This window comes from Cryobacterium algoritolerans, from assembly GCF_004402785.1.
GTDB lineage: Bacteria > Actinomycetota > Actinomycetes > Actinomycetales > Microbacteriaceae > Cryobacterium > Cryobacterium algoritolerans.
In genome coordinates this window covers 16,444-39,523 of the sequence record NZ_SOFP01000006.1, presented here as the reverse complement: position 1 = coordinate 39,523, position 23,080 = coordinate 16,444, and the positions used below count along the sequence as shown (strand labels likewise).

Here is a 23,080-nt window from a genome sequence, read left to right as displayed (position 1 = left end):
ATGAGGGCCTCCGTGGCATCGGCTTGAGTGTGGTAACCCAATCGATACCGGAGGTCCTCACCTTTTTAGCTCACGCCACGCACACAACCTCCGTGGGAACAACAGCTAGATCCGCGGCTGCGAGTCGCCTCCGGCGACGAGTTGTTCAGCACCGAACCGATCCGCACCGCCATGCACCAGACCGGCCACACCACCTACCTGACCGAGATTCGGTAGTCCCTCGAGAGTCCTGCTCACTCACATCGTCTGGCGTGCGCTGTCCTCGGCGACGCGGTCGCCGGATACACGCCTCAGCTCGCCCTGCAGCTCCTGGAAGTACGCGACTTCCTTCTCAATACCGACGGCCTCCCGCGGCGAATATCCGGCGGCCGCCAACTCGGTCGCGATTTGGGCATAGGCGCGGCCGTACTCGACCACCGCCTCGTAAAACGCAGCGCGCCGCGGCGTGTTCCTCGCCACATCATCCGTGTTGTCGAGGTTTCTGGCGCAAAAATAGTTTCGGTAATCGAGGGTGCGTTTCGGCGGGGAAACTTGCTCGCACAGCTCACGAAGGGCCTCCTCTGCTCCATCCAGCCTCGAGCGGTTGGCCGTCAATTGGTCGTCCACCATGTCACCCCATCCCTCGCGCAGTCCGTCTGTCCAACCTACTCTTGCGGGTAGCCAGGGCCGGAGCCTGCCCAACGCTCCGGTACGTTTGAAAAGCGGCGTCAATCTATCCGCCCGTTCGATTCGGTACCTGAGAAAGAGAACCTAGTCATGCGCATTCGCGCCCGTTCAACATCATGGCTGCGCGCCACCGCCGCCGTCATCGCCACCGTCGCTCTGGTTTCCGGATGCTCGGTCACCTCCCCGAATACTGCGGCCGACGCGAACACGCTGACCTACGCCATCAACGGCGGCACGCTCAGCGGCGGCAAGATGGACATCCACTCGTCGGCCTTCCAGGCCACCGCCCTCGTGATGCGGAACTCCTTCGACTCCCTCGTGTATGAGAAGGCCGACGGCTCGTTCGTGCCGTGGCTGGCGACCTCCTGGCAGATCTCCGACGACGGCCTGCACTACACGTTCGACCTGCGGCACGACGTCACGTTCCACGATGGCGAACCCTTCAACGCCGAGGCCGTCAAAGCCAACTTCGAGCACGTCGTCGCTCCCGAAACGGCGTCAGCGGATGCCGCCAGCCTGATCGGATACGCCGAAACGGGGGGGTTCTACGCGGGCACCGCGGTCGTCGACAAGTACACCGTGCGGGTGGACTTCAACCGGCCGTATGCCCCGTTCTTGCAGGCCGTGAGCACCGCCAAGCTCGGCTTCTACTCGCCGGCCACGCTGCGCGACAACGCCGCCCAGCTGCCGGCCGGCGGACCGGGCATCTCGGTCGGCACCGGACCCTACGTGCTCACCGAATACACGCCAGACCAAAGCATCGTCTTCACCGCGAACAAGGACTACAACTGGGCACCGGAGGGAAGCACCCATGAGGGTGCTCCCGCCATAGAGAAGCTCGTGTTCCGGATTTTGCCCGAATCGTCGGTGCGCACCGGCGCCCTCACGAGCGGCCAGGCGCAGATCGCGAGCGACATCACCCCGAACACCGTCGGCCAGATCGGCGACGACTTCTCCATCGAGAACGTGACGATGCCGGGCTTGCCGTACACGTTGTTCCTCAACGAGGCGCACGGCGTCTTCGCCGACGAGAACGTGCGGCGTGCCTTCGCGCTCGGGGTCGACATCGGCCCGGCCGTGGCCAGCATCTACCAGGGACAGGCGAAGCGCGCCTGGAGCATCCTCTCCCCGGCCACCCCGAACTCCTACGACCCCAGCCTCGAAGACAGCTGGACGTTCGACCCGGACCAGGCCAACGCCCTGCTCGACGCGTCCGGTTGGACCAAGCGCGACTCCGACGGGTACCGCACGAAAGACGGCGCCCGACTGAGCGCCCGGTGGCTCGCCTACACTCCGGTCTCCGACGCCAACGCGAGCCTCGGCGATGTCGTGCAGTCAGACTTGCGAAAGCTCGGATTTGAAATCGTCCGCGACAACCTCGAAATCGCCCAGTACTACGAGCAATTCAACGCGCGCGACTACGACATCTCCGACTGGAGCTTTCCGAGCGTCGACGCCGACGTGTTGCGCGCCCACCTGCACAGCGGCGGCTACAAGAACGGCTCCTCCATCGTCGACCCGGTTGTGGACTCGCTGCTGGATGACGCCGTCGCCACGAGCGACCCGGCCGAGCGCGCGGCCCTCTACCGGCAGCTGCAGCAGTGGAACGCGATCCACGTGGCCATGGTCCCAATCACGGTGCCCACCGCCATCACCGCCTACAGCAAGATCATCAAGAACCTGAGCTTCGACCTGTACGGGCAGCCGCTCTTCTACGCTGCTTCGCTCACGACCACGCGGTGACCGGGCATCGGGCGGGCCAGGCACGCCGAACGGGCCGACCGGTCGCCCGCCTGGCCGCCCGGCTCGTTGCAGTGGTTCTCGTGGTCTGGGGCGCCGCCACGGTCGGGTTTTTCTCGTTGCGGCTGATCCCCGGCGATCCGGTGAACGTGCTCATCGGCCTCGGCAGCGTGTCCGAGCGGGTGCGCGACCAGATCCGAGAAGACTGGGGCCTCGCCGACCCGCTGGTCGTGCAATACCTGAGATATCTCGGTCGGCTGCTGCAGGGTGATCTCGGCACCTCGTACCGGATGCAGCACCCCGTCGCCGACGTGATCGGCCAGCAACTCGCCCCCACCGTGCAACTGATGGTCCTCGCCATCGCGTTCGCCCTGCTGCTCGCGTGCGGTTCGGCGCTGCTCGGCCGCGACACGCGCACCGCCTCGGTGGCCGGCCTGCTCGAACTCGTCGCGGTGTCCGCGCCCACGTTTTGGATCGGCCTCGTGCTGATCGGCGTCTTCGGTTTCGGGCTCGGCTGGTTCCCCGTGGTGGCCACCGTCGGTTTCGGCGCGCTCGTGCTGCCCGCGGTGACGCTCTCCATTCCGGTAGCCGGCATCATCAGCCAGGTCCTCCGGCAGGGGCTCGACGACGCCGAAGCCCTGCCCTTCGTCGCCACCGTGCGCGCCCGTGGCGCCAGTTCGACCCGCCTGCTGCTGCGGCACACCCTCCGCCACGCCGCCGCGAGCAGCGTCACCCTCACCGGGTACCTGGTCGGCTCTCTGCTCGGCGGGTCGGTGCTGGTCGAGACCGTCTTCGCCCGCCCAGGGCTTGGCCGCGTGGCCCTGAACGCCATCGTCGACCGGGACGTGCCCGTGGTGCTCGGCATCATCGTGCTGGCCGCAGTGGTCTTCTCGCTGGTCAACCTGTTGGTCGATCTGGTTGCCGACCGACTCGACCCACGCCTTGCGGCCGAGCAGGCCCACGCGTGAGCCTGCTCGCCGCCGCCCGCTCCCGAACCGCCCGCACCCGACGAGTGAAACGGATGCCCACACCGGCCCTCTGGGCGGCCGCCGGCTTCCTGCTCCTGCTCGCGTTGTCCGTAGTCCTGCCCGGTCTGTTCACCGCGGCCGATCCCGTGCGCACGGACATCGGAGCGGCGTTGCTGGCGCCCGGCCCTGGGCATCCGTTCGGAACCGACCAGGCCGGCCGCGATGTGCTCGCGCGGGTGATCTACGGCTCCCGGTACTCGCTCGCCATCGGCTTCGGCGCCACGCTGATTGCCCTCGTGGCGGGGCTCGTGATCGGCTCCCTCGCGGGGCTGATGCGTCGACTCGGCGACGGCGTGTTGAGTCGCGCCATCGAGATCGTGATGGCGTTCCCGGAGTTTCTGCTGGCGCTCATTGTGATCGCGATCATCGGCCCGGGAGAGCTTAGCCTGCTGGTGGCCGTGGCCATCGCGGTCATTCCCGCCTACGCGCGGGTCGCCCGGGTACACACGCTCGTGGTCAAGCGGGCCGGTTATGTGGAGGCGGCGCGCACGCTCGGCGTGTCGCCAACACGAACCGTGCTGCGCCACGTGCTGCCCAACACGCTCGGGCCCTTGCTGGTCATGGCCATCATGGGTGTCGGCACGGCCATCACGGCCGCCGCCGGCCTGAGCTTTCTCGGGCTCGGCCCCAAACCGCCGACACCGGAATGGGGACTCATCCTCTCGGAGGGGCGCAATTATCTCGCGACCGCGTGGTGGATCGCCGTGTTCCCCGGGGTCGTGATCACCGCCACCGTGATCGCTACGAGCATTCTCGGCCGGCACGTGCAGGCACTGAGCCTGGGGCGGCAGCGATGAACCTCGTCTCGGTGCGGAATCTGCGTGTCACACTGCCGGGCTCGGCGGCCGCCGTGGTCGATGGGGTGTCGTTCAGCATCGCCGCCGGGCAATGCTTCGGGATTGTGGGTGAGTCCGGCGCCGGCAAGACCGTGACCGCTCGCAGCCTGATCGGCCTCAACCCGGACGGCGCACGTGTCGCCGCCGACGAGCTGACCGTGGCCGGGGTGGACGCCCGAAACCTCACGGAGCGGGCCTGGCGACGGCTGCGCGGCGCCGCGGTGGGCCTGGTCGGCCAGGATGCTCTGGTCTCCCTCGACCCGTTGCGCCGCGTGTGCGCCGAGGTTTCCGAACCCCTCGAGGTGCACGAACCCGGGCTCGGCCGCGCCGACCGCGCGCGCCGCGTGCTGCAGCTGCTCGAGCAGGTCGCCATGCCCGAGCCCGCCCTGCGTGCCCGGCAATACCCGCACGAGCTCTCCGGCGGCCTGCGTCAGCGCGCGTTGATCGCCTCGGCCCTGGCTGGTTCACCGGCCCTGCTGATCGCCGACGAACCCACCACGGCCCTGGACGCGACGGTGCAGGCCCGGATCGTGAGACTGTTGCGCGAGCTGAAAGAATCGGGCCTCGGGCTGTTGCTGATCAGCCATGACCTGGCGATCATTCGCCAGCTCGCCGACGAGGTCGCCGTGATGAAAGACGGTCGTTTCGTGGAGGTGCAGGCCGCGGCCCGCCTGTTCGCCGCGCCGCAGCATCCGTACACCCGCGGGTTGCTCGCCGCGGCGTCGCTGAGTCTCGCGCCGGCACGCCCTCCTGTGGGCGAGGTCGTGCTCGCCGCGCGCGACCTCGCCAAGACGTATGGCCGGGCGGGCCGTGAACTGCGCGCCGTGGACGGTGTCTCGTTCGAGCTGCGTGCCGGCCACACGGTGGGAATGGTGGGCGAATCAGGGTCGGGCAAGAGCACGGTGGCACGGATGCTGCTGGGCACGGAAACTCCCGACCGCGGCGACGTTCGGCTGCACGGTGAGCCCTGGAGCAGCCTGCCGGAATCGGGGCGCCGGGCCCGGCGCGGCGGCATTCAAATCATCCAACAGGACTCGTTGAGCGCCTTCGACCCGCGGGCGAGCGTGCTGCAGATCCTGTCGGAGGCGATCGGCCTGAACGGCACGCCCCGCAGGTTGCGGAAGGCGCGGGCTGTGGAGCTGCTTCTGCAAGTGGCGCTCACGGACGCCCTGCTGGGGCGTCGGGCGCACCAGCTCTCCGGCGGACAGCGGCAGCGGGTGGCGATCGCCCGGGCGCTGGCCCGGGAACCGAGCATCCTGGTCTGCGACGAGCCGGTGTCGGCGCTCGACGTGTCCATTCAATCCCAGGTGCTGGAGTTGCTCGCCTCCCTGCAGGAGACGAGGGGGCTGGCGATGGTATTCATCTCGCACGACCTCGCCGTGGTACGCGGCCTCAGCCACGACATCCTCGTGATGAAGGATGGAGTTGTCGTGGAGCAGGGTGCCGCGGCGGCGCTGTTTCGCGCGCCGCAGCATCCGTTCACCCGTGAATTGCTCGCCGCGCACGCCGCCTCACCGCGCGGCCGGAGTAGCCAGACAGTGTCGTAACTTTGGTGAGGGTTCGATACACGCCGCCCGCTCCCCCGTTGTACGCAAACGGCGTTCCCCATGTCACTCCTCCGAGACGCCGGAAGCCGGCAAGCGGGGAGCCTTGGTGGGGACCCTAGACGTGTTGCGCCAGCGCAGTGGTCGACTGGCCGGTCCCGAAACGAGGGCGACCGGTTAGTCGTTCATGTCGACGTATTGCCGATATCCGTCGGTCACGTTGAAGGTTGCCGGGCCGGCGTGGGGTTCGCGGTGCTCGCTGCGGTCGCGGCATCCGGCGAGGCCGGCGCGGAGTTTGAGCGAGTCGAGGGTGGGCCAGAGTGCGCGTTGGTGCCAGTCCACGAGCGCGGAGGAAGCTTTGGCGGAGCGGGTGTCGAACGCGGCGCGGTGCGAGACCATGAGCGCGGTGAGTTCTTCGCCGGCGATGGGGTGTCGGTACCAACATTCCGGCAGCCGGTAGCTGGGGTCGGCCAAGTTGGTGAGGTAGCGGCCGTCGAGCCAGGTGACGAATTTGCCGAGTTCGTCCCACAGCTTGACGGCTTGATCGTGGTTGAGTGCTTCCCAGTAGTACGGGCCGCCTGCGGCGCGGAGTTCGTACATGTCGAAGAGGTCGGGCAGGATCGTTTCGACATTGACGAGGCGGGCGTCGAGGCCTTCGATACTCATCGGATCAAGATCGTCGTCGCTCATGCGGTGATGCCCTCCAGCTTCAGAGACCATGCCTGGGACTGGTGGGACTGGTGGAGCTGGTCGGCGTCGGGGCGTTTCCACCAGGGGGTGAGTTGCACGATCGCTTCCTTCTCGCGGTAGAGCAGGAGGGCGTGGCCCTCGGGGATCTTGCGGATGTCTTCGACCTTCATCCGGCGCTCTTCCCGCTCACTGGTCGAGGTGGAGGTGGTGCCTTGCCCGGCACCGTTACGTTGCAGGGACTTGCTGGTTTGGGTGACTTGGTGGGTGCCGACCAGGCAGTAGACGGTGTCGGTGGAGAGCACGAAGTCCCGCGCCCGAAACGGTGCCACCGGCAACGCACCGTCTGTGACATCCGCGGGGCAGAGGAGGTCGAGGACGCGGGCGTCGGTGAGGGACGCGGTGATGCGGGAGAGGGTGGTTTTGGTGTTGCCGATGGTTTCGGGGGCGTCTTCTCGGCACCATTGGTCGAGTTCGCGGGCCCAGATCGCCCCGTTGGGTGAGAGGTCCCGAAGAATGGCGGAGGGTTCGTGGTCGGTGAAGTCCTGCGCCCACCGGACGACGTCGCGCATGTTCCCGCCGGGGATGAGCGCGGCCGCGTGGAGGAGGGAGCGGAGGATGATCTTCACGCCTTCGACGAAGTGTGCCGAGTCCTTCATCCCGGTAGACCCGGCGGGGCGGGCGTTGACGATCGCGGCGGCCCGGGACTGGGCGGCGTCGGGGTTCTGACAGCCGTCGACCATGTCCCAGCGGGCCTTGTCCGGCCAGCGGGTGATGCCGTCGAAGTCGAACACGAACACATGCCCGAGCTCGGAGCGTTTCTTCACGGTGACCCGGAACACGTCGGCTTTGGTGGAGGTGGCGACCACAGCGCCGCCGGCGTCGACGATTCGCCCGATGGCCAGGTAGGCGCTCTTCCCCGCGCGAGCGGGGCGATCGTGCAGGAGTGTGTTTTGTCAACTTGAAGCCGGCCATTTCAGCGATAAAAAACCTGCAGTGTGGCGCGGTTTCCGGCCATTTGAGCAGGGTGGTCAGAACGGCCGGTTTTTGGGGGTGTCAGTGTTCCCGTTGGTCCATCCGGCTTCGGGATCGAGGGAGTCGTCGGGCCAGGTGGCCGGTCGTCCGTTGTCGTCCCACCATCCTGTTTCGTTGCCGGCAGCGAGGACGTGCTGGTCTTCTTCTCGGGAGCGGGTGGCGAGGTGCGCGTGAGGGGTCGGATCGGTCATGTGTAAGTCCTCTGACTGCGAAGGGTGAGTCTGATCGGTGGGGTGGCCCTCGTCGGTCGCGAAGCGGGTTGACCGGGCTGGGACGGGGGCTATTTCCTGAGGGCGTGTTTGACTCGGTAGGACTCGCCACGAAATTGCAGAAGCCGGCCGTGATGAACGATGCGGTCGATGACCGCGGCGGCCATGTTGTCGTCTCCGAACACCGTTCCCCACCGAGAGAATTCCAGGTTCGGCGTGATGATCAGGCTTCTTTTTTCGTAGCCGTCGGCGATGACCTGGAACAGGAGCCGGGCGCCCTCGGTATCGATCGGCAAATATCCCAGTTTGTTGATGGCCACGAGCTTGTTTTTCGCGATGGAGGCCAGCTCCCGGTCGAGTCGGCCTTCGTCTTTGGCGCGGCGTAGCCGCATGACCAGCGAGGACGTGATCATAAGGACTCACTCATCTGGGGCGCGTCGTCGCTCGTCTCGTTGTATGTCGTTGCCACCCTTGGACCGCTCAGCGAAGTGCTACGGCGGGCCCACCCGGCGGTAGTACTCGATGCCGAGGTCGTAGAAGTCGGGGCCGTTCGCAGTGCCGACTCGATCAATGACGAATTCGTCGCGCGGTACGAGCGGGGGCAAGTCCGTGGGTTGCCCCCCGTGCAGGGCGAGGTACTGCTCCTCGGTGAGATCAATGGGGCCAAGCAATGCTGCGTCGAAGTTGATCTTGGCAGCGGCCTGCTTCCACCCGGCCGCGACACGCATCGGGATGGCCTCGGCCGCGTCGCCGCTGCCGTATCCGAGGGCGAGCCACTCCTGTCCGGCCAGCTCGATTCCGTCGTGGTGCGCGTGGGCGAGGCCGGCAGCGAGCCAGGCCGGCAGCGCCGCGGTATACAAGTTGCCGAGGTCCTTCATCGCCTCGGCACCTAACCACAGTTTGGTGTCGATGATGCGATTCCATACGTCGGTGTGCAGCAGGTGTCCGCGCAGCTTTCGCGACCATGGGTAGCCGTCACCGTCGCCGATCTCATGCCCGTTGAACGGGTCATCGGCCAACAACTCGGCCAGCACCGAATCCGCGTCGAGCCCTGCCTCAAGGCTGTACGTGCGCAGCTGAGCCTGACCGGCCGGGCCGTCGGCTGCGAGGGCGAACAGGTAGGACATGACCAGTCCGGTCGCCGGCATCCGGTGGTATGGGCGGTGGATGAACACGGCGTCCACCTCCTCGAAGTAGTCGAGGCTGTGACCTGGACGCTTTGCAAGCATGGCGGCCATCGCGTGGCGGGTGGCGTCGATGTAGCAGGTCGTGGAATACCGCCCGTTGAAAATGGGGAGGTCCTGCATCTGGCCGTCTTCGCGTTCGGGCTGGCGAAAACGGGCGAATGGTTTGCGGAAGTCGGCTATACGGTACTGGGAGTCGCTGCCGACCGCAGCCAGGTCCACCTCGAGGAGGTCGCCCTCTCCGTTGACGAGCAGGGCGACCGCGCCGGCACCCTGCGTCGGCTCGCCGGTGGAGCCAATGGCGTACTCGGCGACGTCGGCGCAGACAACGATGGCCTGCCGGCCACCGCCATCCGTCGCAAGATACCGCAGGGCAGCCTTGAGCCCATACACGCCGCCGAGGCAGGCCTGTTTGAACTCGGGAACCTCACAGTCACGGGCCAGCGGGCTCCGACCGTTCGCGACCAGAGCATCGTTGATCATGCCCTTGATGATCACGGCACCGGCGGAGTTATCACTGGAGGATTCAGTGCCAAGAGCCAGAAACCCAACCTGGGCAGGGTCGATGTCGTAGTCCTGAATCAGACGCCAAACGGCATTGGCGGCGAGGGTGTAGACGCTCTGCTGCGGGCCGCGCATGCGGAAGGAACGCCCGACCACGGCACGAACCTTGGTCCATGGCTCGTCATTCCACCGACACCAATCCTCCAACAGCACGCGATGCGGCGGAAGATACAGGGACAGCCCGCTAATTCCAGATGCCAAACAGTGCCCGTTCCGATTTGTCTAGGTAATCGAGGGCGCGGGGATGCGCGCTTCGGTAATTTTAGCAAGCCATGTGTTCAATTTGACCAGCAGACGCAGCTGCCGGAGCCGGGTAGAATTTGAGAGACGCGATCGGAGCACCCCTGTGGACACCCCCGTCGGCGCTCGTACCATCGCTTTCGCACGCGCCCACAGCAATATCGCACTCGTCAAATACTGGGGAAAACGTGACGAGACGCTGAACATCCCCGCCGTTGGGTCGATATCGATAACCCTCGACGCTCTCTCAACCGGCACCCGAGTGACGTTTGATCCGGGCCTCGATGCGAACCTTCGCCAGGACGAATTCTGGCTCAATGGCCAGCTGACCCAGGCGCATCGAGTGAGTGGGCTACTCGATCTCGTGCGCGAACGGGCCGGCCTCACGATGCGAGCCGTCGTGACCTCGACCAATGACTTTCCGACCGGTGCCGGTCTGGCCTCGTCGGCATCCGGCTTCGCCGCCCTCGCTCTCGCAGCGAGCGCAGCAGCGGGGTTGACACTGAGCACACGCGAGCTCTCGATGCTCGCCCGACGCGGATCGGGGTCTGCCGCGCGCTCCATATTCGGCGGCTATGTCGAAATGCACACCGGTACCCGGGAGGACGGCCGGGATGCCTTCGCTGAGCCGCTGCTCGATGCCGCGGCCTGGCCGCTCTGCGTGGTCGTGGCCATCACCGACCACGCCGCCAAGACCGTGTCGTCAACGCACGGCATGGCGGGAAGTCGGGCATCATCGCCGTTCTACCCGGCCTGGGTCGACACCGGGGAGCAGGACCTGGCCGAGATGCGAGCCGCCATCGTCGGACGCGATTTCCCCCGGCTGGGTGAGTTGGCCGAACGAAGCTGCCTCAAGCTGCACGCACTGATGCTGACCAGCCGTCCGCCACTGATTTACTGGAACGCAGGCACGGTCGCGGCCATGCACACCGTCCGTGAGCTGCGCGACAGCGGAATCCCCGCGTACTTCACGATTGATGCCGGACCGCAGGTGAAAGCACTGTGTGATCCCGGCGATGCCGCTGTGGTGGCTCTCGCATTGGCCGAGACGCCAGGGGTGCTGGAGACACGGACGAGCGCCCTCGGCCGGGGTGCGCACCTCGTGGCGGCGTAATGGCGGCGATCCACACCTCAGCGCCTGGGAAGCTGTTTCTGCTGGGCGAGTATGCCGTGCTCGAGGGTGCCCCCGCACTGCTCACGGCCGTCGATCGTCGCGTCCGAGTCAAAATTTCGACCACGGATGCTGACCGCTGGCTCCTGGACGCCCCCGGTCTGGGCGTCGACCAGCTCGCCCTCGAACGCGACGGGGCCTTGCCAGACAGCCTCGACCGACCGACCCGCGAGAAGCTGCGCCTCTATGACGCCGTGCGCCTGACCGTGGCCGAGGCTGTCGGCGACGAGGGTGCTTCGGTGAAGCCGGGGCACCGTCGCCTGCATCGTGCGCTCTCGATCAGCATCGACAGCAGTGCGCTCTCGATGAAAGGCCACAAGCTGGGTCTCGGCGGGAGTGCTGCGGTCGCGGTTGCCCTGACCGCCGGACTCGCTCAGGTTCGAGGGCTGAGATTCGACAGCGCTACCCTTTTCGCTGCGGCGTTGACGGCTCACCGCAGGGCGCAGGGGGTACTCGGCAGCGGAGGCGATGTGGCTGCTGCCGTCACCGGCGGGCTCATCAGCTATTTGCCCGGCGCGAGATCAGCCCAGGCAGTCTCGTTGGCCTCCCTCGCCTGGCCGAGCGACCTCACCATGATGGTGGTCGTCACGGGGAAGGGCAGCAGCACCCCCGAGCTGGTCGGCCGCGTCGCCGACTACGCGCGGAGGGATGCCAGCGGCTATCGCACCGATCTGGCCAGGCTCGCCGTGTTGTCCGAACAGGCCAGGCCGGCGCTCGCCTCGGCGAATAACTTTCTGACACTTGCGTCGCAGTATTTTGACGCCTTGGTCACTTTGGATACCCATGCCGAGGCGGGTATCATCAGCGACCGGCACCGGCAGTTGCACGCCCTCGCAGCCCGTCATGGCGGCGTGTTCAAATCGTCAGGGGCTGGCGGCGGCGATGTCGGGCTGGCCTTTGCTCGAAGCGGGGCGCCGGCGCGTGATCTCGCTGCGGCGCTCACGCGCGCCAACGCGCGCATCGTGCCCATCGGCTTCTGCGCCGCCGGGGTAGCCACGGCTAACATTGACACGGACGTCGACACCGGCACCGATTCGGTGCGAATGGTAGAGGACTCATTGTGAAACACGCCCACCTGTCCAAATTTTACCGGCTTACGGTGCCGCAACGCCTCGAGTTGCTGCGCGAGCGCGGAATCCTCGACTCGGACGACTTTGCTGCCCTCCGAGAGGGCAGCTACCGCCTTGAGGTCGAGACGGCCGATCGGCTCACCGAAAACGTGATCGGCGTGTTCTCGATGCCGATGGGACTCGGGCTGAATTTTCGCATCAATCAACGGGACTATCTTGTTCCGATGGTGGTCGAAGAACCGTCGATCATTGCCGCCGTTAGTGCGGCCGCGGGCCTGATCGCGCGCTCCGGCGGCTTCACCAGTGTCGCCCAATCGCCACTGCTGCTCGGCCAGGTACAGGTGCTCGACCTTGCCGACCCGGAAGCAGCCAGAGAGGCGCTGCTCCGCCGTAAGGGTGAGATTGTGGATCTGGCGAACGAGCAGCATCCGAACATGGTGGCGCGTGGCGGTGGGGCGAGAGACATCGAGGTGTTTTTGCGTGGCACAACGGCCGAGCACGGCGAGCTGCTCGTGGTGCATCTCGTTGTGGACAGCCGTGACGCGATGGGCGCCAATCTGGTGAATACGATGTGTGAGGCGGTCGCCCCGCTCATCGAAGTGATCAGCGGGGGGCGCGTGTTTCTGCGCATTCTCTCCAATTTCACCGACCACGCTCTCGTGCACGCACGCACAGTCATTGGGATTGATCGGCTCAAATCGGATACGTTCTCCGGCGAACGGGTTCGCGATGGAATTATCGTCGCACACGAGTTCGCCGCCATGGATGTCTACCGGGCTACCACGCACAACAAGGGCATCATGAATGGTATTGACGCCGTCGCGATCGCCACCGGCAACGACTGGCGGGCCATCGAGGCTGCGGCGCACGCCTATGCCGCTCGCAGTGGCCGCTACTCTCCGCTTACCGCCTGGTCGAAGAACAAGCACGGCGATCTCGTGGGCGAATTGGAGCTTCCGCTGAAGGTCGGCATCGTCGGTGGACAGGTGGAATCAAACCCTCTGGTGCGAATTGCTCACAACATTCTCGGGGTCGATTCCGCGGCGGAGCTGGCCCAGGTGATGGCCGCAGTGGGCCTCGCCCAGAACTTGGCCGCGCTCCGGGCCCTGTCCACCGAAGGAATTCAAACCGGACACATGCGATTGCATGCCCGAAGCGTTGCGGTGGCGGCCGGGGCATCCGGCCCACAGTTCAACGACGTGGTCGACCGTCTCGTCGCCGGTGGCGACATCAAGGTGGCGAAAGCGCGGCAGATTCTGCAGGCCATGACTCCCCCGGCCGCCCCGGCACTGACTCCAGCTCCGGCACTGACTCCAGTTCCGGCCCGAGCGACGGTCACAGAAGATACGGCGGGCTTCGGCAAGATCATTCTGTTCGGCGAGCACTCCGTCGTGTACGGCTATCACGCCATCGCGGCCCCGATCGGCCTGTCAATTCGCGCGCAGGTGACCCGTCGGGAGGAGGCAGGATCAGACCTGATCATTCCTGGCTTCGATTCGGCCGATTCGGCCGACTCCGATTTGCCTGTTCGCATTGCAGCGTTGATCACCGAGCGACTGGGCATCCGCGGTTCCGGTATGCGCATTGAGGTCTTCCCGAACCTTCCCCGGGCCAGCGGGCTGGGGGCATCCGCTGCCCTCGCCGTGGCCATTATTCGCGCGATGGCGAGCTGTTTTGACATTCCACTCACCGGTCGCGAGGTGAGTGCGCTCGCGTTCGAGTGCGAACAAATCGTGCACGGCACCCCATCGGGGATCGACAACACGGTGGCCACGTTTGGGCAACCGATTCTGTTTCGAAAGGCCAACGGGGCACGGGACGCTGAATTCTCGATCGTCACCGCCCCGCATCCGATTCCGATCATCATCGGTATAACCGGTGTGCGATCGCTGACGGCACGAACGGTCAGTATTGTGCGCACGGTCTGGACGAAAAGCCCGTCGCGTTATGACGCGATCTTCGAGCAGATCGACGGGTTGGCGCTCACCGGGGTGGGCGCCCTGGAGCGCGGCGACCTGGCGGAGCTCGGCGACCTGATGAATATCAATCACGGACTGCTCAACGCCCTGCAGGTATCGAGTCCGGAGCTCGAAGCTCTCGTCGCGCTCGCTCGACGGTCCGGCGCACTCGGTGCGAAACTGACCGGCGGCGGCGGGGGCGGAGCAATGATCGCGATCGCCGAACCAGACCGCACCAATGCGGTCGCGACCGCCATGCGCCTGGCCGGCTACACGACCTACCTGACCGAGATCAGCGCAGCCACCGCCCCGTCCGCGTCGGGCCCGTGGGCCGGATAACCGCGGGGCCGGTTAATCTCCGGCAGAATGATTTTCGGCGAACACGCGCGAGACATCTGCCTGATGACCTGTTCCTGGGAGGAAGTAGCGAGGAGCCCACTGCGATACTCAGAGGTATGGAAATTCAATACACTGCAATTGCGCACGCGTCCGGCGGCGGCCGCAATGGCCACGTCCGAAGCGACGACGACCGGTTCAATCTCGAAACTCGCACGCCCAAAGAAATGGGCGGATCCGGCGAGGGAACGAACCCAGAACAGCTGTTCGGCATGGGCTACGCGACTTGTTTCCTCGGCTCGCTGCACCGGTGCGGGAAGGGGCTGGGCCTCAACACGACGGATGCTGAAATATCGTCGAGCGTTGGAATCGGTGCTGTCGCCTCGGGTGGTTTTGGTCTCGCCGTTGAACTGGTCATCTATGCGCCCAAGGTGGCCACCGAGCGATTTGATGAACTGATCGAAGCCACGGACCGGACCTGTGCCTATTCGAACGCGATCCGCGGCAACGTTGCGGTCACCCTCACCAGAGCCGAGTAACCGTTGTTACCGGAGGCAGTTCCCATTGCCAACAACGTGACGGGCCTCGGCGACGACCGGCTGGTGGCTGGCCGCAGAGCACTGGAACAGACGCGAGAGGATTTTTGGGCAGTGTGCGCGCCGGTCAATCCGCCGAAGTTGGCGCGCGACTACGTGGACTATTTCTGTGCCCGCAATGCCGCCAACGTGGACACGGTCAAGAAAAACCAACCCAGGAGGCTCCAGTTCTATGATGCTGTCGACACGTATCTGCGCGCTTATTCAGCCATTGCGAATGAACTCGAACCAGCTGGCTACGCCCCGCGGGAGGTCGCAAGCATCGAGAAAGAAGTCCGGTTCTTCGAGGACGTTGTCCGCGACGTGAAGCTGGCCGCCGGCGAGCAGACCGATTAGCCTTCCCACGGAGCAGTCCCAAACAGGGCGCCCGCTTGGGCAACAGCCCCTTTATTCGGGCAACGTCTTGCCGCGCAGTTCGGGCAGCGCATAGGCCGCGCCGGCGGCGAACACGAAGACAATTCCGAAGACGACAAAGAGCAATATCGGCCCGCCGAGAGCGAGCAGCGGCGGCACCAGCAGTGGCGCCGCGATCGACCCGATCCGGCCGAAGCCCGCTGCTGAGCCCGCTCCGGATCCGCGCAGACGGGTCGGGTAGAGTTCGGGCGTCATCGCGTAGAGGGCGCCCCAGGCTCCGAGATTGAAGAACGACAAGAGCATGCCGAAGCCGATGATTTGGGTTTCGCTTCCGTTGACGGCGCCGAAACCGAAGGCAACTGCCGAAACTGCTGAGCCGATCAGGAACGTCGACAAGGTGACGCGGCGTCCCCATTTCTCGACCAGATACGCCGACGCGGCGTAGCCAGGCAGCTGGGCGAGGGTAATGATGAGGATGAATTCGAAGGACTTCACGAGCGGGAACCCGGCTGCGACGAGCAGGGTCGGCAGCCAAATGAACGCGCCGTAGTAGGAGAAGTTCACCAGAAACCAGACCAGCCAGATCAGGATGCTGCGCTGGCGCAAGTCTCCGGAGAACAAGTCCGTCAGCCGCGAGGGCTGGTCCGGCACTGCGCCAGCCGGCACTGCGCTGTTCTGGCGACCCTCGGGGCTATCAACCGGGCCAACCACTCCAGAGTCGTCAGAGACGATGCCGGCCGAAGCCTCGAATTGCACGACGATACTCTCAGCCTCGGCGTGTCGTCTCTTCGACTGAAGGAATCTGACGGATTCCGGCAGCCGTAATCGAACGAACACGGCCCACACAGCTGGCAGCATGCCGATCAGCAGGGCGAGACGCCAACCGTTAGGGCTGGTGGGAATGACCAGGTATCCCACGACGGCGGAGCCAAGCCACCCAATGGCCCAGAATCCTTCCAGCAGCACGACAATTCGTCCGCGAATGCGACGCGGTGCGAACTCGCTCACCAGCGTTGACGCGACCGGAAGTTCTGCGCCGAGGCCCAGCCCGACGATGAACCGCAAGACCAACAGAACGCCTACGGACCACGCAAGGGCAGATGCACCGGTGGCGACCCCATACAGAAGCAGAGTCAGCGCGAAGACCTGTTTGCGGCCCAACTTGTCCGCCAGGAGTCCGCCAAGGGCCGCTCCAACGGCCATCCCAGCGAAGCCGGCCGACGCCACCCAGGACAGGGTGGCGGCATCCGCCTTCCAGGTCACGGAAAGCTGCGCGATGACAAACGAAATCAGTCCAACATCAAAGGCATCCAGAGCCCATCCGATCCCGGAACCGACCAGGAGGGAGCCGTGGCGACGCGTGAACGGCAAACGGTCCAAGCGCTCCGTGAGCGATTCGCGCGGCGGACTGTGGAGGATGTTGGACATGGGCTCTTCCTTCGGTTGCTACCGGTTAGAACATTCCGAGTTGCAGCCGGGCGGCCTCCGACATGCGGTCCTGGCCCCACGGTGGCTCCCACACCAACTCAACATCGACGTCGCTCACACCGGGGACCAGCTTGACTTCGGCTTGCGCGTCATTCTTGAGCACGTCGCCCATGCCGCAGCCCGGTGCCGTCATTGACATCTTGATGTCGATTCGGTACGTACCATCCTCGAGCGGCTGCGCCTCACACCCGTAGATCAGCCCCAGATCCACAACGTTGATGGGGATTTCGGGATCGAAAACGTTCTTGAGTTGTCCCATAACCTGCTCCATGTCAAAGGGTGCCCCGTCCACAAGCACGGTTTCAGCGACAGGCTCCGTCAGTCCGAGGGCTGCAGAATCTTGGGCGTTGATTCGCACAAGGTACCCCATCGAGGTTTGCACTGTCGCGCTTCCCCCCAGCGTCTGCGTGACGACGACCTCCTCTCCCTCCTGCAGGAGCATCGGCTGCCCACCGGGGATCACCGTGCCCTGGCAGGCCTGCGGGAGTTCAAATATGTTATATCTGCCTGAAACCATGCGGCCTATACCGTTCTGTTCTGGAGGGCATCTGTCGTAGGCGCGCCCGCTTTCATGGCCGCCTCTTGAGGAGGGCCATCTCTGAGAGCGCTGTGCAAGGCCTGCCAGGACAAAGTTGCACATTTGACCCGTGCCGGGTATTCCCATACGCCCGAGAGCACCGCGAGCTTGCCAACACCGTCCGGGGGGCCGTCGCCATCAGGCTTCGTGGTGAGCATTGTGTGCACACGACGGAAGAGGGCGAGGGCCTCGTCGCTCTGCAGACCCTTCACTGCGCTCGTCATGAGTGAAGCAGATGCTTTCGAAATGGCACAGCCGTCACCCTCGAAAGCGATATCGGCGATTCGGTCACCGTCGCGCTGTAGATAAAGGGTCAGATGGTCACCGCACAGGGGATTCAACGCCTCAACGGTCTGGTGCGCACCCTCCAGCTGGCGTAGATTCCGCGGGCTGTGGGCGTGTTCGATGATCATCTCCTGGTAAAGCCCCGCCATGTTCGTACGTGTTGCCATATCGGTACTCACTGCTGGGCTCGATGGGCGGCCGTTCCAAACCGGGTGGAGACGAGCGCCTCCAGCGACGCGCGGAGCGGCTCCAACTCGATTCGATCCACCATCTCCTGCACGAAGGCATAGACCAGCAGGCCCCGAGCGCTCTCCAGCGGTAGACCGCGGGTGCGGAGGTAGAGCAGCGCCTCATCATCCATTTGGCCGACTGCTGCACCGTGCGTGCACTTCACATCGTCCGTGTAAATCTCAAGTCTGGGCCGGGTGTCCACCTGGGCTCGATCGGAGAGTAGGAGGTTCTTGTTCTTCTGGTTGGCATCGGTCCCATCGGCACCGTGCCGAACCATGATGTGCCCGTTGAAAACACCGTGCCCATGATCGTCCAGTACGCCCTTGTAGAGCTGGTGGCTGGTGCAGTTGGCCGCAACGTGATCGACGAAAATCGTGTTGTCGTGAACCTGCTCACCCTGGGGCAGGTAAATGCCGTCCAAACTCACCTCGGCCTCAACGCCTCCCAGTAGCACCCGTATTTCGTGGCGAGCGACACTCGACCCGAGCATCACCGAGCGGGAGGCGAACTGGCTGTTACGAGCCTGGCGAACCTCGAGCAAAGCCAAATGGAAGGCGGTGGTGGGCTCGTTCTGAACCTTGTAATGCTCGATCCGGGCATTCTCAGCCAGAACAACCTCGGTGACGACGTTCGTGCAGTACACATCGCCCGGAAAACCGGCATAGGTCTCAACGATCGTCGCACGACTTCCAGAGTCGGCGATGATGACGGACCGCGGGCTCGTCATCAAGGGCACGCCCTCTGTCTCGGAGAAAAAGACCAACTGGATCGGGTCATCAACGATTGTGTCGTTAGTGAGGTGAATGAACGCGCCGTCTTCGGCGAAGACGTCGTTGAAGGCAGCGAAGGCGTGGTGCTCTCCCGGTGTGTGCCCAAGGAACGGTTTGAGCCGGTCAGGGCTCGTCGCCAGCACGGCTGCCAGGGTCGTGACGACGGCACCGGATGGCAGCCCGGTCAGTCGCGAGAACTCAGGCGAAAAGTGACCATTGACGAAGACGAGGCGAGGGCCGCCGAGATCGATCGCGGCCTTGTTGATGAGGTCTAGTGTGGCCCTGCGGCCAGGCCCTGCCCCGGCAGCCACAAACGGCACGGCCAGGATCTCATCGAGCGCGGTGTATTTCCAGTCTTCGTCTTTCCGAGACGGGAAACCATTCTTGCCGACCCATTCGAGGGCGTTCAGACGCGCCTCCGCGAGCCAGCCCAGATCGTGACCGTCACGCTTTGGTGACAGGTCTGCGAGCACACCCCCCGCTGCTCGAACTGGAACCTTCTCCGCGGTCATACTGATGCCCCGACCCGTGCCGAGCGGGGCGTCAGGCCCGCATAGCCATTGGCTTCAAGCTCCAGGGCGAGATCCTTGTCGCCGGAATGCACGATTTGGCCTGCTGCCATGACGTGCACGAAGTCTGGAACGATGTAGTCGAGCAGTCGCTGGTGGTGTGTGATGACCAGCATGGTCCTGCCCTCACTGCGCAGGGCATTCACGCCGCTCGCCACGACGCGCAGCGCGTCGATGTCCAGGCCAGAGTCGGTCTCGTCGAGAATGGCGAGCTTGGGCTCTAGAATTGCCATTTGCAAAATCTCGTTGCGCTTCTTCTCTCCACCGGAGAAACCTTCATTCACCGAGCGGCTCATGAAAGTCTGGTCCATCTCGACCAGTTTCATGCGCTCTTGGGCCAGGGCCAAAAAGTCCACCGCGTCGAGCTCTTCCTGGCCACGCTGGCGGCGCAGGGAATTCAGGGCCGTGCGCATGAAATACATGTTGCCGACACCGGGAATTTCCACCGGATGCTGGAAGGCCAGGAATACACCAGCCGCAGCCCGTTCCTCGGGTGAGAGCGCGAGTAGATCCTGCCCCTCATACGTAACACTGCCGGAAACGTCATAGCCGTCGCGGCCGATCAGCACGCTGGCCAGCGTGCTCTTGCCTGACCCATTGGGGCCCATGATGGCGTGAACCTCACCTGCTTTCAGGTCAAGATTCACCCCCCGCAGAATCTCCTTGTTCTCGATGCTGGCATGCAGTTCCTTGATTTTCAGCATTAGCCGACACTTCCTTCTAGACTCACGGTCAACAATTTTTGGGCTTCGACGGCGAATTCCATCGGCAGCATCTTGAATACTTCACGGCAGAAACCGTTCACGATCATCGAGACGGCTTCTTCCTCCGGGATGCCGCGCTGCCGGCAATACAAGAGTTGTTCCTCGCCGATCTTCGACGTTGAGGCCTCATGTTCAACCTGCCCGGTCTGATTTTTCACATCGATATACGGCAGGGTGTGGGCGCCGCTGTCTTTGCCGATCAGCAGCGAGTCGCACTGGGTGAAGTTGCGGGCACCGACAGCGGAATGCCGAATGTCCACCAGGCCCCGGTAGGTGTTCTGACCGTGACCGGCCGAGATCGCCTTCGAAATAATGGTGCTCTTGGTGTTCTTGCCGATATGGACCATCTTGCTGCCGGTATCAGCCTGTTGGCGCCTGGCCGTCAACGCCACCGAGTAGAACTCACCGACCGAATTATCACCCTTCAGAATCACGCCGGGATACTTCCACGTGATGGCTGAACCGGTCTCAACCTGAGTCCAGGAGATCTTCGCGTTCTTCCCGGAGGCCATGCCGCGCTTGGTGACGAAATTGTAGACGCCACCATTGCCATCCGCGTCTCCCGGATACCAGTTCTGCACGGTCGAATACTTGATCTGGGCGTCCTCAAGGGCAACGAGTTCGACCACAGCGGCGTGCAACTGGTTCTTGTCCCGCACCGGCGCCGTGCAGCCCTCCAGGTAGCTCACATACGCGCCTTCTTCGGCGATGATGAGCGTGCGCTCGAATTGACCGGTGTCGGCGGCGTTGATCCGAAAGTAGGTTGACAGTTCCATCGGGCAGTGCACACCCTTGGGGATGTAGCAGAACGACCCGTCGGTGAACACCGCAGAGTTCAGGCAGGCGAAGAAGTTGTCGTTGTACGGGACTACAGATCCGAGGTATTTCCGCACCAGGTCCGGGTGCTCCTGCACAGCCTCGGAGAAGGAGCAGAAGATGACGCCGACTTCGGCCAGCTTGTCTTTGAACGTCGTGGCCACCGAGACCGAATCAACGATCGCATCCACGGCCACGCCGCTCAGTCGCTCCTGCTCGCCGAGCGAAATGCCGAGTTTGTCGAACATCGCCCGTAGCTCAGGGTCGACCTCGTCCATGCTGGTGACCTGCTTCTTAGGGCGCGGATCGGCGTAGTAAATGATGTCCTGATAGTCAACGGGCCCATAGGAAACGTGCTGCCAGGTCGGAGGCGTCAGCGTAATCCAGTGCCGATACGCCTTCAGACGCCAGTCGAGGAGCCACTCCGGCTCGTTCTTCTTGGCTGAGATCAGCCTGATGATGTCCTCGCTGAGCCCTTTGGGGGCAACTTCGGTTTCAAGATCCGTGCTGAATCCATACTGGTATTCCTGGTCGGCGAGCTCACGAACCTCATCGGAAATACCGACCGTGGTCGTAGGTGCACTCATATTCTTCTCCTTCTCACGTGCTTTCAGTTGAAGTCGGGCAATGTGTCGGTCAGTGCTCCGGCAGGGGCAGGGCGGCCACCAGCGGGTGGTCTCGGTGAATCTGACCGATCTTGGCGGCCCCGCCGGGTGAGCCCAGCTCAGCAAAGAACTCGACGTTGGCCGTGTAATAATCCGCCCACACCTCCGGGGTGTCGTCCTCGTAATAGATGGCTTCGACCGGGCAGACTGGTTCGCACGCCCCGCAATCCACACACTCATCGGGGTGGATGTAGAGCGAACGCTCGCCTTCGTAGATGCAGTCGACCGGGCATTCTTCAATACATGCCTTGTCCTTGACATCCACGCACGGCAACGCGATGACGTACGTCACGAGGCACCTCCTTCTCGTATGGTTGGCACCGGACCGCGCCAGGTGGTCGCGGAGGTGAAAACCGCCGCGGAGTCCGTGTGGGACTGAACCTCGAATGGCTCACACAGGCCCGCATGGTGTGGCCGCGTCGAGTCTGCTGGGATGATCTCCTGCACGCGGTTCATCAGACCGCCACGCCAAACACCGCGGGTACCTGGTCGAGAGCGCTCAGCAACGCATCAACCTCAGCAACCGTGTTGTATGCCGCGAAGCTGGCTCGCGTCGTCGCCGCCACGTTCATCCTCTGGTGCAGCGGCCAGGCGCAATGGTGACCGACCCGAACGCCGACCCCGGTATCGTCGACGATCGCACCGACATCACGCGGGTGCATGGCGGCCGAGTCCTGAGGGGTGAAGGCCTCGCCCACGGCAACACCGGGCCTGATGGTTCCCTTCATACCCTGGTAGGCCTCTGCACTGGTTCTCAATGAAATTCACTGGTGCTCAATGAAAGGACCCCTCATCAGCGGTGGTCGTTCCTGACGGCGCCTGTCCCGGAATGGCGCTGAGGGGGATGAACGTCGTGCAGATACGCTCTCCATGGGCAAGAGTCGTCTGGCGTTGGACAGGACCCCCGAGCAGTCGCGAGAACGCGTCTGCCTCGGCGTCACAGAACGCCGGGAACGCTGTTGCGACGTGCTGAATCGGGCAATGCCCCTGGCACAGCTGCACACCAGCCACTGGCGTGCCTGCTGCGACGGGTCGGGTGGAAGCGGCGAAACCGTCGGCGCTCAGTGCTGCTGCCAGCGCCTCCGCCCGGGCGATGGTGTCCTTGCCCCCCGTGGCGACCTGTGCGGTATACCGCGCTTCGAGCTCGACGCCGCGTTCGCGGGCGAACGCATCCACCGCATCCGTTCCGGCGTGTTCAGCGAGAAAGCGCAGCGCCGAGGTGGCCACGTCGGCGTAATGACTGTCCATCCCAGCGTGACCGGCCTCGGAAAGAATATAGGCGCGAGCCGGACGGCCGCGGCCGCGGCCATCAGTTTTAGTAGGGCTGTATTCCTCGATGGCGCTCTGCTCTGCGAGCTTGTCGAGGTGGCGGCGCACGGCTGCCGGAGTCAACCCCAAGCCTGAGGCCAGAGCAGCCGCGGTCAGCGGACCGTCCACGGCGAGAGTCTGCCTGATCCGGTCCCTGGTGCGCGCCTCACCACCGCGCGCGCCCGGGCTGGACACGTCAATGACGTCGGATAAGGGCCGGTCAGTTATTAACACAACATGATTGTGACTTAATTCGGCCCAGCTGTCCAGTCAGGTGTGCATTACTTCAGCCTGGTGTGGCCCGGCCACGGGTCGTCCGGACAGGCGGGGTGGTGGTGCATCGGGCGGAGGCCTAGGTTTGAGATTGCTGCGATATTTTTCACAACTGG

At 64.4% G+C, this 23,080-nt stretch carries 24 protein-coding genes; 9 read left to right on the top strand and 15 right to left on the bottom strand.

Translation table 11 applies throughout. The features are described 5' to 3' along the window. Positions 1-237 precede the first annotated feature (237 nt). Positions 238-609 (bottom strand): hypothetical protein, encoded by a 372-nt coding sequence (locus tag E3O19_RS00750; RefSeq protein WP_134564724.1) that lies wholly within the window; start codon positions 607-609, stop codon positions 238-240. Between the two features lie 147 nt (positions 610-756). Between E3O19_RS00750 and E3O19_RS00745 the strand changes: the two genes are divergently transcribed. Genes E3O19_RS00745 through E3O19_RS00730 form a run of 4 tightly spaced genes read left to right on the top strand, consistent with a single transcriptional unit; the run spans position 757 to position 5,817 of the window. Further along, positions 757-2,409 carry an ABC transporter substrate-binding protein gene (locus E3O19_RS00745; protein ID WP_134564723.1) on the top strand — a complete coding sequence of 551 codons (1,653 nt, stop codon included), beginning with the start codon at positions 757-759 and terminating at the stop codon, positions 2,407-2,409. Beyond that, the gene (locus tag E3O19_RS00740; protein WP_134564722.1) at positions 2,406-3,374 is read left to right on the top strand and encodes an ABC transporter permease; all 969 of its coding nucleotides are present in this window, start codon (positions 2,406-2,408) and stop codon (positions 3,372-3,374) included. Before E3O19_RS00745 ends, E3O19_RS00740 begins: the two co-directional genes overlap by 4 nt. Continuing rightward, positions 3,371-4,231, top strand: a complete 861-nt coding sequence (locus tag E3O19_RS00735) for an ABC transporter permease (RefSeq protein ID WP_241981112.1) — start codon at positions 3,371-3,373, stop codon at positions 4,229-4,231. Before E3O19_RS00740 ends, E3O19_RS00735 begins: the two co-directional genes overlap by 4 nt. Further along, positions 4,228-5,817, top strand: a complete 1,590-nt coding sequence (locus E3O19_RS00730; protein WP_134564721.1) for a dipeptide ABC transporter ATP-binding protein — start codon at positions 4,228-4,230, stop codon at positions 5,815-5,817. Before E3O19_RS00735 ends, E3O19_RS00730 begins: the two co-directional genes overlap by 4 nt. 174 nt (positions 5,818-5,991) lie before the next feature. On the opposite strand, the gene E3O19_RS00725 is transcribed toward E3O19_RS00730, so the two are convergent. From E3O19_RS00725 to E3O19_RS00705, 5 genes are all read right to left on the bottom strand, one after another. Further along, positions 5,992-6,504 carry a hypothetical protein gene (locus tag E3O19_RS00725; RefSeq protein ID WP_134564720.1) on the bottom strand — a complete coding sequence of 171 codons (513 nt, stop codon included), beginning with the start codon at positions 6,502-6,504 and terminating at the stop codon, positions 5,992-5,994. Beyond that, on the bottom strand, positions 6,501-7,370 hold the full coding sequence (locus tag E3O19_RS00720; protein ID WP_134564719.1) for a hypothetical protein: 870 nt from the start codon (positions 7,368-7,370) through the stop codon (positions 6,501-6,503). Before E3O19_RS00720 ends, E3O19_RS00725 begins: the two co-directional genes overlap by 4 nt. Positions 7,371-7,532: 162 nt before the next feature. After that, positions 7,533-7,727, bottom strand: a complete 195-nt coding sequence (locus tag E3O19_RS00715; protein WP_134564718.1) for a hypothetical protein — start codon at positions 7,725-7,727, stop codon at positions 7,533-7,535. Positions 7,728-7,816: 89 nt separating this feature from the next. Further along, positions 7,817-8,158, bottom strand: coding sequence for an ATP-binding protein (locus E3O19_RS00710; protein WP_277612998.1), 342 nt, complete (start codon positions 8,156-8,158; stop codon positions 7,817-7,819). A gap of 78 nt (positions 8,159-8,236) precedes the next feature. Then, entirely contained in the window at positions 8,237-9,694 is a 1,458-nt protein-coding gene (locus tag E3O19_RS00705; RefSeq protein ID WP_134564717.1) for a hydroxymethylglutaryl-CoA synthase, read from the bottom strand. Positions 9,695-9,839: 145 nt separating this feature from the next. Here E3O19_RS00705 and mvaD point away from each other — a divergent pair, with 145 nt between their 5' ends. From mvaD to E3O19_RS00680, 5 genes are read left to right on the top strand one after another with little or no spacing between them, the layout of a single operon-like run. After that, positions 9,840-10,847, top strand: coding sequence for a diphosphomevalonate decarboxylase (gene mvaD / locus E3O19_RS00700; protein ID WP_198413833.1), 1,008 nt, complete (start codon positions 9,840-9,842; stop codon positions 10,845-10,847). Continuing rightward, a complete protein-coding gene (locus E3O19_RS00695; RefSeq protein ID WP_134564715.1) occupies positions 10,847-11,968 on the top strand; it encodes a mevalonate kinase family protein in 1,122 nt (373 codons plus the stop codon). The genes mvaD and E3O19_RS00695 overlap by 1 nt, the downstream gene beginning before the upstream one ends. Continuing rightward, complete coding sequence (locus tag E3O19_RS00690) at positions 11,965-14,271, top strand: hydroxymethylglutaryl-CoA reductase, degradative (protein ID WP_134564714.1); 2,307 nt, start codon at positions 11,965-11,967, stop codon at positions 14,269-14,271. Before E3O19_RS00695 ends, E3O19_RS00690 begins: the two co-directional genes overlap by 4 nt. Then, positions 14,259-14,807 carry an Ohr family peroxiredoxin gene (locus E3O19_RS00685; RefSeq protein WP_241981111.1) on the top strand — a complete coding sequence of 183 codons (549 nt, stop codon included), beginning with the start codon at positions 14,259-14,261 and terminating at the stop codon, positions 14,805-14,807. The genes E3O19_RS00690 and E3O19_RS00685 overlap by 13 nt, the downstream gene beginning before the upstream one ends. Positions 14,808-14,843: 36 nt before the next feature. Beyond that, positions 14,844-15,200 (top strand): hypothetical protein, encoded by a 357-nt coding sequence (locus tag E3O19_RS00680; RefSeq protein WP_134564712.1) that lies wholly within the window; start codon positions 14,844-14,846, stop codon positions 15,198-15,200. 51 nt (positions 15,201-15,251) lie between these two features. On the opposite strand, the gene E3O19_RS00675 is transcribed toward E3O19_RS00680, so the two are convergent. The 9 genes from E3O19_RS00675 to E3O19_RS00635 all read right to left on the bottom strand — a co-directional run bounded on the left by E3O19_RS00675 (position 15,252) and on the right by E3O19_RS00635 (position 22,886). Beyond that, entirely contained in the window at positions 15,252-16,646 is a 1,395-nt protein-coding gene (locus E3O19_RS00675; protein WP_134564711.1) for an MFS transporter, read from the bottom strand. A 25-nt stretch (positions 16,647-16,671) separates the two neighbouring features. Further along, positions 16,672-17,223, bottom strand: coding sequence for an iron-sulfur cluster assembly protein (locus E3O19_RS00670; protein ID WP_134564710.1), 552 nt, complete (start codon positions 17,221-17,223; stop codon positions 16,672-16,674). 5 nt (positions 17,224-17,228) lie between these two features. After that, on the bottom strand, positions 17,229-17,747 hold the full coding sequence (gene sufU / locus E3O19_RS00665; RefSeq protein WP_198413832.1) for a Fe-S cluster assembly sulfur transfer protein SufU: 519 nt from the start codon (positions 17,745-17,747) through the stop codon (positions 17,229-17,231). Continuing rightward, positions 17,744-19,042 (bottom strand): Fe-S cluster assembly protein SufD, encoded by a 1,299-nt coding sequence (sufD, locus tag E3O19_RS00660; RefSeq protein WP_166804400.1) that lies wholly within the window; start codon positions 19,040-19,042, stop codon positions 17,744-17,746. Before sufD ends, sufU begins: the two co-directional genes overlap by 4 nt. A gap of 35 nt (positions 19,043-19,077) precedes the next feature. Then, positions 19,078-19,842: a Fe-S cluster assembly ATPase SufC gene (sufC, locus tag E3O19_RS00655; RefSeq protein WP_134564708.1), complete on the bottom strand. Its 765-nt coding sequence runs from the start codon at positions 19,840-19,842 to the stop codon at positions 19,078-19,080. Next, complete coding sequence (gene sufB, locus E3O19_RS00650; protein WP_198413831.1) at positions 19,842-21,449, bottom strand: Fe-S cluster assembly protein SufB; 1,608 nt, start codon at positions 21,447-21,449, stop codon at positions 19,842-19,844. The genes sufC and sufB overlap by 1 nt, the downstream gene beginning before the upstream one ends. Next, positions 21,355-21,675, bottom strand: coding sequence for a ferredoxin (gene fdxA / locus E3O19_RS00645; protein WP_134564707.1), 321 nt, complete (start codon positions 21,673-21,675; stop codon positions 21,355-21,357). Before fdxA ends, sufB begins: the two co-directional genes overlap by 95 nt. Positions 21,676-21,838: 163 nt before the next feature. Beyond that, positions 21,839-22,111: an aminotransferase class V-fold PLP-dependent enzyme gene (locus E3O19_RS00640; protein ID WP_134564706.1), complete on the bottom strand. Its 273-nt coding sequence runs from the start codon at positions 22,109-22,111 to the stop codon at positions 21,839-21,841. Between the two features lie 46 nt (positions 22,112-22,157). Next, complete coding sequence (locus E3O19_RS00635) at positions 22,158-22,886, bottom strand: helix-turn-helix transcriptional regulator (protein WP_134564727.1); 729 nt, start codon at positions 22,884-22,886, stop codon at positions 22,158-22,160. Positions 22,887-23,080: the final 194 nt, after the last annotated feature.